The organism is Variovorax sp. CCNWLW186 (assembly GCF_037203865.1).
GTDB lineage: Bacteria > Pseudomonadota > Gammaproteobacteria > Burkholderiales > Burkholderiaceae_C > Variovorax.
Genome location: NZ_JBBCBO010000027.1, coordinates 39,406 through 54,276, shown reverse-complemented (window position 1 = coordinate 54,276; position 14,871 = coordinate 39,406). Strand labels below are relative to the sequence as shown.

The window sequence follows — 14,871 nt, the reverse complement described above, 5'->3', positions numbered from 1 at the left end:
CTCAAAAAGAAAAGCCCGCGGAAGCGGGCTTTTCGATTGGCTTGGGCGGGGCGGCCACGGCCCGGCGGTTGTCAGTCATCCGAGCGCGAAATGACCAGAAGGCTCATGAACAACGCGCCGAGGAACATGCCGATTAACAAGGTGAATGCTGCGATCACGATGGGTTTCCAGTAGGTTTGATGCCCATATTTTCAAACCAAACGTAACCTTTTGTGCGTTTTCAAGTTACCTTTAGAAGCATATTGATGGAAAAGTGTGACTTTCGCCACACTTTTTGAGGGCTGAGAGTCGCCTGTACCGTAATACGGCTAGTTCAGCGTGTTGAACCAGGCCCATAAGGCAACCCCGACGGCGATCCAGATCGCAAGGACGAGAACCGCGCCGGCAATGCTCCGGGGCTTCGCGCCTTGCTCTTTCATCCACGCGTCCGCGCGGACGCGGCATTCCTCGAGAACGCCCGCGGGAATGAGCCGGATGTTCAGCCAGATCAGGCCAGGCAACAGCAAGGCGTCGTCCAGATAGCCAAGTACCGGAATGAAATCTGGAATCAGATCGATCGGGCTCAGCGCATACGCGACCACAAAGGCGGCAAGGGCCTTTGCGAACCAGGGCGTGCCGGGATGCCGGTAGGCAAACCAAAGCGTGACGGCGTCGCGCTTGATCCGCGAGGCCCATTGACGGATGTTTTGAAAAATGGACATGGACGAGAAGAGGCCGTCGGCCGGCCCGAGTATGGCGGACCGTGCGGAACAGTTGGTTGGGCGGATCGGTCGCAACCTTGGCGTGGTAAGGTGCAAGGCGGGCTACAAGGCCTGTCGCAACTCCGCAGATCCATCTTGTGATCGCAGCGAGTTGAACGCCGCGCTCATCAGGTTGGGTTTGCGGTTCACCTTTACTGGCAACGCGGTGTATTGACTCGGTTGCCGCGCTTCATGAGACTGTGCGCGATCATTCGTCGATGTACTGCGTCAGAATGGCGAAAAGCCGCTCCTCAGTGAGCAGGTTGCTGCATCACTTCATGAGACGAAGCCCGTTCCACTTGTCCGAATCCGTGTCGTCGAAAACCGTTTCGCAAAAACTCCCGCTTCGGGACTGCGATGGCGTGCGCGAATGCGGCGGATTGCCGTCGGTCTGGCCTGCCTTGGCCGTGACCGGCTTTCGTGAGGGAGAACATCCCTCGATCATGTTCCCAGGGAAAAGAAAAAACCCCTGTAAATCACAGATTCACAGGGGTTTCAGCTTGGTAGGGGTGGTGCCCAGAAGAGGACTCGAACCTCCACGATGTTACTCGCTAGTACCTGAAACTAGTGCGTCTACCAATTCCGCCATCTGGGCCCACATAGCTGCCGAAGCAGTTATGTTTTGAATTTCAGGAAAGAGAGAATCATATCAAAAATAATGGCCACTCCAGCGGTCTGCTGGATGAATTTGAAGGAACTGTTCAGGGACATCGCGATGGACACGGTTTCGTGCAGCGCGACGACGGCGAAGCCGACATCTATCTGCCCCCGAACGAGATGCGTGCAGTGCTGCACAAAGACCGCGTCAAGGCGCGCGTGGTGCGGCAAGACCGGCGCGGTCGTCCCGAGGGGCGGGTGGTCGAAATCGTCGAGCGTCCCGAGCAGCCGATCATCGGCCGCCTGTTGCATGAAGGCGGCATCTGGCTTGTGGCGCCCGAAGACAAGCGCTACGGACAGGACGTACTGATTCCCAAGGGCGCAACCGGTCCCGCGAAGGTGGGGCAGGTCGTGGTGGTGCAGCTCACCGAGCCGCCGGCGCTGTTCGGCCAGCCCGTGGGCCGCGTGAAGGAAGTGCTCGGCGAGATCGACGACCCGGGCATGGAGATCGAAATTGCCGTGCGCAAATACGGCGTCCCGCACGAGTTTTCCGCGGAATGCCTGGCCGAGGCCAAGGCGTTGCCGGAGAAGGTTCGCCCCGCCGACAAGAAGGGTCGCATCGACCTGACCGACGTGCCGCTGGTCACCATCGACGGCGAAGATGCACGCGACTTCGACGACGCCGTGTACTGCGAACCCGCGAAGGTTGGCCGAGGCAAGGGATGGCGCCTGCTGGTGGCCATTGCGGACGTCAGCGCCTATGTGCAGACCGGATCGGCGATCGACATCGACGCCTACGACCGCGCGACCAGTGTCTACTTTCCGCGCCGCGTTATTCCGATGCTGCCGGAAAAGCTTTCGAACGGCTTGTGTTCGCTGAACCCCGAGGTCGAGCGCCTGTGCATGGTGTGCGACATGCTCGTGGCTGCCGACGGCGAGATTTACGCCTATCAGTTCTACCCGGCGGTGATGTTCAGCCATGCGCGCTTCACCTATACCGAAGTGGCCGCCATCCTTGGCAATACGCGCGGCCCCGAGGCGGCCAAGCGCAAGGACCGCGTGAAGGACCTGCTGAACCTGGCCGACGTCTACAAGGCCCTGCTCAAGCAGCGCGGCAAGCGCGGCGCGGTCGACTTCGAAACCACCGAGACGCAGATCATCTGCGACGACGCGGGCCGCATCGAGAAGATCGTGCCGCGCACGCGCAACGAGGCGCACCGCCTCATCGAAGAAGCCATGCTCGCGGCCAACGTGTGCAGCGCCGACTTCATCGCCGAAGGCAAGCACCCGGGCCTGTTCCGCGTGCACGAAGGCCCGACGCCCGAGAAGAAGGAGATCCTGCGCGGCTATCTGAAGGCGATGGGTGTGGGGTTGAGCATTACCGACGACCCGCGGCCCGGCGAATTCCAGGCGATTGCCGAGGCCACCAAGGAGCGGCCCGACGCGCAGCAGATCCACACCATGCTGCTTCGCTCGATGCAGCAGGCGATCTATACGCCCATCAACAGCGGCCACTTCGGCCTGGCGTACGAGGCCTACACGCACTTCACGAGCCCGATCCGGCGCTATCCGGACCTGCTGGTGCACCGCGTGATCAAGGCGATTCTCGGCAAGACACGCTATCAGCTGCCGATGCTGCCGACGCCGGGAGAGGCGCATGCCAAGCTCGCCAAGCGGTTGGCTTCGCGCGTCAAGGCGCCGACCACCAAGCCGCAGAAGGCCACGGTCGCGCCCACCAAGGAAGTGCTGGCCTGGGAAGCGGCCGGCCTGCATTGCAGCGCCAACGAGCGCCGTGCCGACGAAGCCAGCCGCGACGTCGAGGCATGGCTCAAGTGCAAGTACATGCGCGAGCACCTGGGCGAGGAATACGGCGGCGTGGTCACCGCGGCCACCACCTTCGGCATCTTCGTGACGCTGGACGCCATGTATGTCGAGGGACTGGTGCATATCACCGAACTCGGCGGCGAGTATTTCAAGTTCGATGAAATGCGCCAGGAACTGCGCGGCGAGCGCACCGGCATTCGCTATGCCATCGGCACCCGCGTGCGGGTGCAGGTGAGCCGCGTCGACCTGGACGGGCGCAAGATCGACTTCCGCCTGGTGCGCGAGGGCGAAGAGCTCACGTCGCGTGCCATGAAGGACAAGGGCGTGAACTCGGCCGGCGTGCCGGTCAAGGCGTCAGCCAAGCGCAGCTCGCGCCACAAGGCCGAGGCGGCCCCCGAGCAGCGCGCCGATCGCGCGGTGACTGCGGCTCCCGGGCCCCAATCGGCAATGCAGGCCTTCAAGTCGGCGGTGAAGAAGGCCGCAAACAAGATGAAGGGCCGCAAGCCACCGCGTCGCACATGACGCACAACGCATCGCACCCATACACAAGCAATACAGACAAGCTGAGAAGGAGACACTGAGCATGAGCGTGGAAAACAACAAGGGCCGCATCGCAATCGTCACCGGTGCCGGCTCGGGCATCGGACGCGCCGCGGCGCTCGCATTGCTGGCCGACGGCTGGAGCGTGGCGCTGGCCGGGCGCCGCCCCGAGCCGCTGGAGCAGGTGGCGGAAGAGTCCGGCGCCGGCGCACGCGCCTTTGCAGTGCCCACCGATGTGGCCAATGCCGAATCGGTGCAGGCATTGTTCGCCGCGGTGGTCGAACGCTTCGGCCGCGTCGATCTGCTGTTCAACAATGCCGGCGTGGGCAACCCGCCGGGTCCGTTCGAAGACTGGACGCCGGAGCAATGGCGCGGTGTGGTCGACATCAACCTGAACGGCATGTTCTTCTGCATCCAGCAGGCGTTCCGCACGATGAAGGCGCAGACCCCGCGCGGTGGCCGCATCATCAACAACGGCTCCATTTCGGCAACGGCCCCTCGGCCGAATTCGCCGGCCTACACGGCGACCAAGCATGCGGTCGAGGGCCTCACCAAGACCGCGTCGCTCGACGGGCGCAAGTACGACATCGCAGTCGGCCAGATCGATGTGGGCAATGCCATGACCGAACTGGCAGCGCGCATGGCCAAGGGCGTGCCGCAAGCCAACGGCGAACTGGCGATCGAGCCGCTGATGGACGTCAAGATCGTCGGGCAGTCGGTGCTCTACATGGCAAACCTGCCGCTGGAAGCCAACGTGCTGTTCCACACCGTGATGGCGACGAAGATGCCCTTCGTCGGGCGCGGCTAGAAGCTCGTCAGCCGGGTGCCTGGCGCGCCAGTGCCCCGGCCGTGAGCGGGGTTGCATCGGCCGGCCAGGTGTCGGCAATGTGGCCATGGCGCCAGACGGCGCTTTGCGCAGCCTCGAATGGCGACTGTTTTGACGCCATCGCGGCGCCGATCATCCCGGCCAGCACGTCGCCCGTGCCGGCGGTTGCGAGCGCGGCATTGCCGGTCGGGTTGATCACGGGCGGCGCGCCGCTGTTGTCGGCGATGACCGTTCCCGAGCCTTTGAGTACGGCAACTGCGCCATAGCGCGATGCCAGTTCGCCGGCTGCTGCCAGCCGATCGGCTTGAATGTCGGCGGCCGTGCAATCCAGCAGGCGCGCGGCTTCGAGCGGATGCGGTGTGATGACGGTCGGCTTTCCGCGTCGGCTGCGTGATGCCAGTTGCGCCTGCAATGCGCTGTCGCCCGCTATGGCGTTCAATGCATCGGCATCGAGCACCAGTGCAGCCGCTGTCGCCAGCACGCGTGGCAGCACCGCGCGCACATCGGCGCCTCCGCCGCACCCGCAGACCGCTGTCATGCCTGAAAGATCGAGCGCATCGGCGTCTCGCAGCATCAGCTCGGGCTGTGCAAGGTCGACAGGAGCCGCACTCGGGTCGAGCAGCCCCACGAACACGCGACCGGCGCCCGCATGCAACGCAGCAGATCCGGCCAGCAGCGCGGCGCCGGCCATGCCGGGTGCGCCGCCGATTACCGCAACATCGCCATAGCTCCCTTTGTGCGATGCGTGGCTGCGTGACGGGGCCGTCGGCCGGCCCGCAAGGCGCGCGGCGGGCTGTTCAGCGATGCCGCCGCCGCAACCCAGGTCGTCGAACCAGACCGTGCCGGCGGCATCGCGGCCTTGCGCGGTGAAAAGGCCTGGCTTCAGGGTCAGAAAGGTGATGCAGAAGCGGGACGATGCGGCACCCGAATGAGTGGCGATGCTCGAAACGCCGGTGTTCGCGTTCAACCCGGACGGCACGTCGACACTCAGTACCGGTTGCGTCGTCGCATGCATCTGCCGCAGCCATTCGGCCATGGCATTCTCGACGGGGCGGGTGGCGCCAATGCCGAGCAGCGCATCGATGGCCAATCCATAGGCGGCGGGCGGCTTCGGCGAGAAGATCACGCCAGCATCCCTGGCCCGCTGCAGCGATGCCTTCGCGTCTGGCGGCAGACGACTTTCATCACCGGCGAACGTGACGATCGGCAAAAAGCCCCGGTGCTGCAGCTGCGCGGCCGCTTCAAAACCGTCGCCGCCATTGTTTCCCGGCCCGCAGGCGATCCATACGGTGCGTGCATGCGGCGCGACCGCCATGGCCAGCCGCGCCACGGCAAGGCCGGCGCGCTGCATCAGCGTGTGGGCGGGCAGGGCGGCTGCGGCGGCCTGCTCGATGCGCCGCGTTGCCGCAATATCGAAAAGGTCGGCGACGGTGTCGGACGTGATGCGTTGCATCAGGCCATTTTGCCGCCCATGTGCCCAGGCAGGAGTACTGTGGAAGCTTTAGGAAAGATGGAGCCGCTCGACGCCCAGGCCCTCAAGGTCGACTCCGGCATCGCGGCCTCCGATCAGGTCGGCCACCACCCGCGCACTGCCGCACGACAGCGCCCAGCCGCTCGAGCCGTGGCCCAGGTTGAGCCAGACGCCCGGCACGCCGCTGGCGCCGAGTACCGGGGGGCCGTCGGGCAGCATCGGCCGCGCGCCTTTCCATTGCTGCACGCCCGACTGCAGCGTGACCGCGCCAGGGAACCAGTCGTGCAGCACCTTGTAGAGCGTTTGAACCGCGGACGGGTTCATCGTGCTCAGCGAGCCGCCGATTTCGGCGCTCCCGGCCACGCGCACGCGCTGGCCCAGCCGCGAAATCGCGACCTTGTAGCGCTCGTCCATCACCGCGCTGCGCGGCGCGTTGAGCGATTCGCGAATCGGCGCGCTGATGGAGTGGCCGTAGATCGGTGCGAGCGGAATCCGAAGCCCGAGCGGCCGCACGAGCGCAGCCGAGGCCAGCCCGGCGCACACCACCACGGCATCGAACCGCAGCGGTGGGGAACCGCTTGCGAGCGAAACGGAAGTGGGGTCGGCGCGGCTCAGCGGCGCGATGTCGCAGTTGAAATGGAACTGGGCGCCGAGTGCCTCGGCCTCCCACTTGAGCAGCAGCGCGAACTGGCGGCAGTTGGCCACTTCGTCCTCGGGCAGGTAAATGGCGCCTGCAAGCGCGGTGTCGGTGCTGAGCGCGGGTTCGATGCGCCGGGCCTCGTCGGCGTCGACTTCGCGAAAGACACTGCCCGCCGCTCGCAACACGTCGAGGCCGGGCTGCACCAACTTTTTCTCGCGCTTGGAGCGCAGCAGCACAAGGTAGCCGTCGCTGCGCTCGTAGCTGAGTTCGCGCGCCTCGGTCACCTCGTGCAGGCGGGTGCGGCTGTAGAACGCCAGCCGCTGCATGCGGGCGCGGTTGGCCAGGTAGGTTTCGAGCTTGCAGGCCTTCTGCCAGCGCGACATCCAACCGATATCGCGTGAATTCAGCGGCCAGCGCAGCTTGATGGCGCCGTGGGAGGAAAGCAGCGAACGCAGCACCTTGGCGCGCATGCCCGGTGCGGCCCAGGGCGTTACATAACCCGGTGCGACCACGCCCGCATTGGCAAAACTGGCTTCCTCGGCCGCTGCGCCGCGGCGCTCGAACACAGACACTTCATGGCCGTCCGAAGCCAGTTCCCAGGCGGTGGTGACGCCGATGATGCCGGCGCCCACGATCGCGATTTTCATTGAATGCTTGAGTAAGAAGAGATGGCTGACGCCCATCGGTAGGCGTGCAGCTATTGTCTTCGCAGTGCGTGTTCCGTTTGTAAGGCAATCGCGAGAACGGCGTCGTCGTGCAGTGCGGCGTGCCACAGCATCAGGCCGACGGGCAACTCGCCGGCGGCATGGCAGGGCAGCGAAATGGCGCAGCCGTCGAGCATATTGACGATCGACGGATTGCGCAGCAGCAGTGCGTTGACGCGAAAGAACTCGTCGTCGTGCTCGGCGCCCGGCGCCACGCTCGCGATGGGAGGCGCGGTGATCGGCACGGTCGGCGACAGCACGGCGTCGTAGGGCGCGAGCGCCGCTTCGACGCGGGCAATCCACGCGTGCCGGGCATTCAGGAGGTCGATGTATTCGTGCGCCTTCATGCCGGCGCCCTTGAGGATGCGCTGGGCAACGCGCGGGTCGTAGCCGGCGCCGCTGCGTTCCAGCAACAGCCGGTGCCAGGCGTAAGACTCGGCCGCCGAAAAGCCGCCGGTGGCGTTGATGGCCTGCAGCTGCGCCAATTCCGGCAGCTCGATTTCTTCGATCTGGGCGCCGGCGGCGCGCAGTGCCCGCAGCGCGCCTTCGAAGGCGCGGGCCACGGCGGGCTCGATGTCGTCGAAAAACACGTTCTTCACCACGGCCAGCCGGTATGCGCCCAGAGCGGCTGCGCCGGCAGTCACGCGGCGCGCCGCGAGGATCTCGTGCGCGGTGACGGCATCCCGCACCGATCGCGTCATGGCGCAAACGGTGTCCAGGGTGGTCGACAGCGGCAGGGCGCCGCCGGCCGGAACGAGTCGGGCGGTGCTCTTGAAGCCCACGATGCCGTTCAGCGCCGCGGGAATGCGGATCGACCCGCCGGTGTCGGAACCCAGCCCGATGAACGCCGCGCCGGTGGCAACCGAAATGGCGGCGCCGGAAGAAGAGCCTCCCGGAATGCGCGGCGTGGCCGAGTCGCTCACATTGGCCGGGGTGCCGTGATGCGGGTTGACGCCCACGCCCGAGAAAGCGAACTCGGTCATGTTGGTGCGGCCGGTCAGCACGCCGCCCGCGGCGCGCAGCCGCGCCACGGCCACGGCATCCGCCTTGGCGGCCGGGGCGCGCGAAAGCACCACGGAGCCCGCGGGAGTGGGCTGTCCTTCGATGTCGAACAGGTCCTTGGCGGTGAATGCAAGCCCGGAGAGCCTGCTTTGCAGCGCCGGCCGGTCGGCTTGCCGGCGCGCTTCGTCGAACAGCGTGCGGGTGAAAACGTGGTTGCACGCCGGGGATTCGGAAATCTCGATGGCGCGCTCCATTTCGGTGCGTGCATCGCTGCCGCCCGCCAGAAGGTTCAAACGGGCGGCGTGAAGGTCGTTCATGGGTGGGCTGCGAGGGCGCGGACGGCTCGGTTCCGGGGGGTGGAAGGGAGAAAGGACAGGACGGGCCGTGCTATACTCGTTGGGTTTCGCTGATCATGCGACGGCTCTCGCCGCACCCAGCCAGACACATTCGCAAACCGGCCCAATCAAGGTGTTGTGACTCCATTCGAAGGAGGCGCAAAACGGGCTGGATTTTAGACCCAACCTTTGGAGTAATTTCAATGTCGACCACCATGCGCGAAATGCTGGAAGCCGGTGTCCACTTCGGTCACCAAACCCGCTTCTGGAACCCCAAGATGGCTCCGTTCATCTTCGGCCATCGCAACAAGATCCACATCATCAACCTGGAAAAGTCGCTCCCGATGTTCCAGGACGCGATGAAGTACGCCAAGCAGCTCACCGCCAACCGCGGCACCATCCTCATGGTCGGCACCAAGCGCCAGGCCCGTGAAATCGTGGCTGCCGAAGCCCGCCGCGCCGGCGTGCCTTTCGTCGATACCCGCTGGCTCGGCGGCATGCTGACCAACTTCAAGACGGTCAAGACCTCGATCAAGCGCCTGAAGGACATGAAGGCCCAGCAAGAAGCTGGTCTTGAAAGCCTGAGCAAGAAAGAGCAACTCACGTTCACCCGTGAAATCGAGAAGCTCGAAAAGGACATCGGCGGCATCCAGGACATGACCGCGCTGCCCGACGCCATCTTCGTGATCGACGTGGGCTTCCACAAGATCGCCGTGGCAGAAGCCAAGAAGCTCGGCATTCCGCTGATCGGCGTGGTGGACTCCAACCACTCGCCCGAAGGCATCGACTACGTCATTCCCGGCAACGACGACTCGTCGAAGGCCGTCACGCTGTACGCCCGCGGCATCGCCGATGCGATCATCGAAGGCCGCAACAGCGCCACCGGTGACGTGGTCAAGGCCATCGCCGAAGGCAGCGACGAATTCGTCGAAGTCGAAGAGGGCGCCTCGGCCTGATCGAGTGCTCTCACGCGCCTGAAGAAGGGGCTTTGGTGCCCCTTTTTTTTAATCTGATTTTTTGGACACGGAGATAGAACAATGGCTGCAATCACCGCAAGCATGGTCGGCGAACTGCGCGCAAAGACCGACGCGCCCATGATGGAATGCAAGAAGGCCCTGACCGAGGCCGACGGCAACATGGAAAAGGCCGAAGAGCTGCTGCGCATCAAGCTCGGCAACAAGGCTGGCAAGGCTTCGGGCCGCATCACCGCCGAAGGCGTGGTCACGGCGTTTGTCGAAGGCTCGGCCGGCGGCATGATCGAAATCAACTGCGAAACCGACTTCGTCACCAAGAACGACAGCTTCCTGGCCATGGCCAACGCTGCGGCGATGCTGGTCGCCAAGAACAACCCCGCCGACATCGCTGCGCTCGGCGCGCTGCCCTATGAGCAGGACGGCTTCGGTCCCACGCTCGAAGACGTGCGCAAGGGCCTGATCGGCAAGATCGGCGAGAACATGAGCTTCCGCCGCTTCAAGCACTTTGCCGGCAACGGCAAGCTGGCTTCGTACCTGCACGGCACGCGCATCGGCGTGATGGTCGAGTTCGAAGGCGACGAAACGTCGGCCAAGGACGTGGCAATGCACATTGCCGCCATGAAGCCGGTCGCTATTTCGGCCGCCGACGTGCCTGCCGACCTGATCGAGAAAGAGCGCGCCGTTGCCAAGGGCAAGGCCGATGAAGACCGCAAGACGGCCGAAGCCGAAGGCAAGAAGCCGCAGCCGGACGACATCGTTGCCAAGCGCATCGAAGGCGGCGTGCAGAAGTACCTGAAGGAAGTCTCGCTGCACAACCAGCCGTTCGTGAAGAACGACAAGCAGACCGTCGAGCAGATGCTCAAGGCCGCCAACACCACCATCATGGGCTTCACCCTTTACGTGGTTGGCGAAGGCATCGAAAAGAAGGTCGACGACTTCGCAGCCGAAGTGGCGGCGCAAGTTGCTGCCGCCAAGGCCGCCGCGTAAAAACTGTTACGCCCCAAAGCGACGGTGCACGTGCGTGTGCCGCCGCTTTTTCACCGCCTCGTTCTACACTCGCCCCCGCCAACCCAAGTAAGGAAATTGCCCATGTCTGATCCCCGTCCAGCCCACAAGCGAATCTTGTTGAAGCTGTCGGGTGAGGCGTTAATGGGAGACGATGCCTTTGGTATTAACCGTGCGACCATCGTCCGCATGGTCGAAGAGGTGGCCGAAGTGGTGAACATGGGCGTGGAAGTCGCCGTCGTCATTGGCGGCGGCAACATCTTCCGCGGTGTCGCGGGAGGCTCGGTCGGAATGGACCGCGCCACGGCCGACTACATGGGCATGCTGGCCACGGTGATGAACTCGCTGGCGCTGGCCGATGCCATGAACAAACAAGGGCTTGTGGCGCGCGTGATGTCCGCCATTGCCATCGAGCAGGTGGTCGAGCCCTACGTGCGGCCCAAGGCGCTGCAGTATCTCGAAGAGGGCAAGGTCGTGGTGTTTGCCGCGGGTACCGGCAATCCGTTCTTCACCACCGACACGGCCGCCGCACTGCGCGGTGCGGAAATCGGCGCCGAGCTGGTGCTCAAGGCGACCAAGGTCGACGGGGTCTACTCCGCCGACCCCAAGACCCATCCGGATGCAACGCGCTATTCCACGCTCACCTTCGACGAGGCAATCGCGCAAAATCTCGGCATCATGGACGCCACGGCCTTTGCGCTGTGCCGCGACCAGAAGCTGCCGATCAAGGTGTTCTCGATCTTCAAGAACGGCGCACTCAAGCGCGTCGTCATGGGCGAGGACGAAGGCACGCTGGTGCATGCCTGAGGAGTATTGAGATGACGACCCCTACCATTGCAGAAATTCGCAGCACGACCGATGCGAAGATGAACCAGTCGCTGGCTGCGTTCCAGAACAACCTCACCAAGATCCGTACCGGCCGCGCCAACTCCGCGCTGCTCGACTCCATCCATGTGGAGTACTACGGCTCGCAGGTTCCCCTGAGCCAGGTGGCCAACGTGTCGGTGCTCGACTCGCGCACCATCAGTGTCCAGCCCTGGGAAAAGGGCATGGGCGCCAAGATCGAAAAGGCCATCCGCGAAAGCGACCTGGGCCTGAACCCGGCGTCGATGGGCGACCTGATCCGCGTGCCGCTTCCCGCAATGAGCGAAGAGCGCCGCAAGGAAATGACCAAGCTGGTCCGCAACGAAGGCGAAAGCGCCAAGATCGCCACGCGCAACCTGCGCCGTGACGCTAACGAAGCGGTCAAGAAGCTGGTCAAGGAAAAGCTTGCCTCCGAGGACGACCAGAAGCGCGCCGAGGCCGAGATCCAGAAGGTCACCGACCGCCACATCGCGGAAATCGACCGGCTGGTCGCGGCCAAGGAAGCGGAGATCATGGCCGTTTGAGGCTGCGCATGGCCTCGTCTTTGCCGCAGATTCCCCACCACATTGCCATCGTCATGGATGGCAACGGACGCTGGGCCACGCGGCGATTCCTGCCTCGCGTGGCAGGCCACAAGCAGGGCGTCGAGTCGCTGCGCCGATGCGTCAGGGCCTGTGTCGACCGCGGCGTGGGCGTTCTCACGGTGTTCGCGTTCTCGTCCGAAAACTGGAACCGGCCGCCTGAAGAGGTTTCGGGGCTCATGGAAATCATGGTCGGCGCGCTCGCGCGCGAGGTGCCAAAGTTGAGCCGCGACGGCGTGCGGCTGCACTTCGTCGGCGAACGGGCCGGGCTCTCCAAGAAAATGGTGCAAGGCCTGGTCGATGCCGAAGAGGCGACCGCGCAGAACACCAAGCTCGTCCTCAACGTCTGCTTCAACTACGGTGGCCGGTGGGACATTGCACGCGCGGCCGCCAAGCTGGCGGAGCAGGGCGAGCCGCTTACCGAAGCCAACCTCGATCGCGCCATGGCCCTGGCCCATGTGCCCGACCCCGACCTGCTCATTCGCACCGGCGGCGAGCAGCGGCTGTCGAACTTCCTGCTGTGGCAAAGCGCCTATGCGGAGCTTTTCTTCAGCAACAAGCTGTGGCCGGAGTTCGACGAAGCCGAGCTGGATGCGGGAATTGCCGCATTCCAGGTTCGCGAGCGCCGTTTCGGCAAGACTTCCGCGCAGGTCACGGCCGGCAGCGATTCCACCTCAGATCGCCAGTTGGCCTGACGGCCTTCAACGGCCCGAAATACCGCCGCATGCTCAAACAACGCATCCTCACGGCCATCGTCCTGCTGGCGATCTTGCTGCCGGCGCTCTTCTATCCGTCGCACGTTCCTTTTGCCTGCGTCATGCTGGTGCTGATCGGTGCCGCAGCCTGGGAATGGGGCCGCCTCAACGGATACGGGCAGCAACTGTCGGTGTTCCTTGGCCTGGAAACGGTGGCGCTTTGCGCGTTGTCGTGGTGGCTCGGATTGCTCGAGCGGCCACTCATGCTCATGTGGCTGCTGGCCAGCGCGGCCTGGGTGCTCGGTGGTGCCGCGCTGCTGCGCGTCGCAGTGCCGGGCTGGCCCCGGATTCCGCGCGGCCTGCGGCTGGTTGGCGGGTTGCTGGCGCTCTGGGTGGCGTGGCTCGCGGCCGTGCAGGCGCGCATGGTCGGCATCAACTTTCTGCTTTCCATTCTTGTGCTGGTCTGGGTGGCCGACGTCTTCGCGTATTTCGCGGGACGCGCCTTCGGCCTCAAGTTCACCCGCGGCAAGCTCGCACCCGCCATCAGCCCCGGCAAGAGCTGGGAAGGCGTGTGGGGCGGCATGGCGGGCGTGGTGGTGCTGGCCTTTGCGTGGGTCTGGGCCGACAGGGCGGCCGGCGCAACCGTGGCAAGCCTCTACACCCGGCTGCATGAGCGCGGCTGGTGGCTGCTGCTCGTGGGCGTGGTGTTCCTGGCCGCGATGAGCGTGGTCGGCGACCTGGTCGAATCGCTGATCAAGCGCAGTGCCGGCGCCAAGGACAGCAGCCGCCTGCTGCCGGGCCACGGCGGCGTGCTCGACCGCGTGGATGCCCTCTTGCCGGCGCTTCCCATCGCAATGATGCTGGCTTCCTTGTGAACACACCCAAACAACGCATCACGGTGCTGGGCTCGACCGGCTCGGTCGGGGTCAGCACGCTCGACGTCATCTCTCGGCACCCCGAGCGCTTCGAGGTTTTTGCACTCTCCGCAGCGACCAAGGTCGACGAGTTGCTGGCGCAATGCGCGCGGTTTTCGCCCCGTTTCGCGGTCATGGCCAGTGCGTCGCATGCGGCGCTGCTGGCGGAAAAGCTCGAACGGAACAATCTCCCGACGAGAGTCCTGAGCGGTCCTGATGCTATAGAAAAAATAGCATCTCACGAAGAGGTCGATGCCGTCATGGCCGCCATCGTGGGCGCTGCGGGCCTTGGGCCGTGCTTGGCTGCCGCGCGCGCCGGCAAGCGGCTTCTTCTGGCCAATAAAGAGGCGCTGGTGGTCGGCGGCGAGCTTTTCATGCGCACCGTGCACGAGGGCGGCGCCACGCTGCTGCCGATCGACAGCGAGCACTCGGCCATCTTCCAGTCGCTGCCTGAAGATCCGTCCACCTGGTCGCGGCGCATCGACAAGATCATCCTGACCGCTTCGGGCGGCCCGTTCCGCACGCGCGCGCCCGGCACCCTGGGCACGGTAACGCCTGAGCAGGCCTGTGCGCATCCGAACTGGGTCATGGGGCGCAAGATTTCGGTCGATTCCGCGACCATGATGAACAAGGCGCTCGAGGTGATCGAGGCCCGCCACCTGTTCGGCGTGCTGCCTGAACAGATCGAGGTGGTCATCCATCCGCAGAGCGTGGTGCATTCGATGGTCCAGTTCACCGATGCGTCGGTCATCGCGCAGCTCGGCACGCCCGACATGCGCGTGCCTATTGCCGTCGGCCTGGCCTGGCCAGAGCGCATCGAAAGTGGGGCGGGGCGCCTGGACTTCCGCCAGATGGCGGCGCTGAGCTTCGATGCGCCCGATGCAGCGCTCTTCCCCGGCTTGGGCTTGGCCTGGCACGCGCTTCGCGCGGCCCCCGGGACCACGGCGGTGCTCAATGCAGCCAACGAAGTCGCAGTCGAGGCCTTTCTTGACCGGCGGCTTCGCTTCGATCGCATTCATGCGGTCAACATGGAAACTTTGGAAGCCATTTCTCCCTCCAAGCCCGCATCGCTGGCGGACCTGCTGGCGCTCGATGCCAGTGCCCGTGCGGCCGCCAATGCCGCGGCGCTGCGCTTTGCGGCCTGATACGCCGGACAACC

General features: G+C 64.8%; 13 protein-coding genes and 1 tRNA gene. 9 read left to right on the top strand and 5 right to left on the bottom strand.

Annotated elements, in window-relative coordinates; genetic code table 11:
• Positions 1-308: 308 nt before the first annotated feature.
• Entirely contained in the window at positions 309-701 is a 393-nt protein-coding gene (locus tag V9K97_RS24195) for a YkvA family protein (protein ID WP_337321188.1), read from the bottom strand.
• Between the two features lie 549 nt (positions 702-1,250).
• Positions 1,251-1,335: transfer RNA gene (locus V9K97_RS24190), tRNA-Leu, on the bottom strand.
• An 80-nt stretch (positions 1,336-1,415) separates the two neighbouring features.
• On the opposite strand from V9K97_RS24190, the gene rnr reads away from it, so the two are divergent.
• Together rnr and V9K97_RS24180 are read left to right on the top strand one after the other, a co-directional pair.
• Positions 1,416-3,683, top strand: coding sequence for a ribonuclease R (gene rnr / locus V9K97_RS24185; protein ID WP_337321208.1), 2,268 nt, complete (start codon positions 1,416-1,418; stop codon positions 3,681-3,683).
• Positions 3,684-3,744: 61 nt separating this feature from the next.
• Complete coding sequence (locus V9K97_RS24180; RefSeq protein WP_258506694.1) at positions 3,745-4,509, top strand: SDR family oxidoreductase; 765 nt, start codon at positions 3,745-3,747, stop codon at positions 4,507-4,509.
• A gap of 7 nt (positions 4,510-4,516) precedes the next feature.
• Here the strand turns inward: V9K97_RS24180 and V9K97_RS24175 are convergent, their stop codons facing one another.
• From V9K97_RS24175 to V9K97_RS24165, 3 genes are read right to left on the bottom strand one after another with little or no spacing between them, the layout of a single operon-like run.
• Positions 4,517-5,980 (bottom strand): NAD(P)H-hydrate dehydratase, encoded by a 1,464-nt coding sequence (locus tag V9K97_RS24175; protein WP_337321187.1) that lies wholly within the window; start codon positions 5,978-5,980, stop codon positions 4,517-4,519.
• A 48-nt stretch (positions 5,981-6,028) separates the two neighbouring features.
• Positions 6,029-7,285 (bottom strand): D-amino acid dehydrogenase, encoded by a 1,257-nt coding sequence (locus V9K97_RS24170; RefSeq protein WP_337297642.1) that lies wholly within the window; start codon positions 7,283-7,285, stop codon positions 6,029-6,031.
• 50 nt (positions 7,286-7,335) lie between these two features.
• Complete coding sequence (locus V9K97_RS24165; protein ID WP_337321185.1) at positions 7,336-8,661, bottom strand: amidase; 1,326 nt, start codon at positions 8,659-8,661, stop codon at positions 7,336-7,338.
• Between the two features lie 221 nt (positions 8,662-8,882).
• On the opposite strand from V9K97_RS24165, the gene rpsB reads away from it, so the two are divergent.
• The 7 genes from rpsB to ispC all read left to right on the top strand — a co-directional run bounded on the left by rpsB (position 8,883) and on the right by ispC (position 14,857).
• Positions 8,883-9,635, top strand: a complete 753-nt coding sequence (gene rpsB / locus V9K97_RS24160; protein WP_126749808.1) for a 30S ribosomal protein S2 — start codon at positions 8,883-8,885, stop codon at positions 9,633-9,635.
• An 81-nt stretch (positions 9,636-9,716) separates the two neighbouring features.
• Positions 9,717-10,640: a translation elongation factor Ts gene (gene tsf, locus V9K97_RS24155; protein ID WP_337321183.1), complete on the top strand. Its 924-nt coding sequence runs from the start codon at positions 9,717-9,719 to the stop codon at positions 10,638-10,640.
• Between the two features lie 102 nt (positions 10,641-10,742).
• Positions 10,743-11,465, top strand: a complete 723-nt coding sequence (gene pyrH, locus V9K97_RS24150; protein ID WP_012747709.1) for a UMP kinase — start codon at positions 10,743-10,745, stop codon at positions 11,463-11,465.
• Positions 11,466-11,476: 11 nt separating this feature from the next.
• On the top strand, positions 11,477-12,046 hold the full coding sequence (gene frr, locus V9K97_RS24145) for a ribosome recycling factor (protein WP_126749810.1): 570 nt from the start codon (positions 11,477-11,479) through the stop codon (positions 12,044-12,046).
• A gap of 8 nt (positions 12,047-12,054) precedes the next feature.
• Positions 12,055-12,798, top strand: a complete 744-nt coding sequence (uppS, locus tag V9K97_RS24140; RefSeq protein WP_337297639.1) for a polyprenyl diphosphate synthase — start codon at positions 12,055-12,057, stop codon at positions 12,796-12,798.
• Positions 12,799-12,827: 29 nt separating this feature from the next.
• Entirely contained in the window at positions 12,828-13,673 is an 846-nt protein-coding gene (locus V9K97_RS24135; protein WP_258506680.1) for a phosphatidate cytidylyltransferase, read from the top strand.
• Positions 13,670-14,857, top strand: a complete 1,188-nt coding sequence (gene ispC, locus V9K97_RS24130) for a 1-deoxy-D-xylulose-5-phosphate reductoisomerase (protein WP_337297638.1) — start codon at positions 13,670-13,672, stop codon at positions 14,855-14,857. The genes V9K97_RS24135 and ispC overlap by 4 nt, the downstream gene beginning before the upstream one ends.
• Positions 14,858-14,871: the final 14 nt, after the last annotated feature.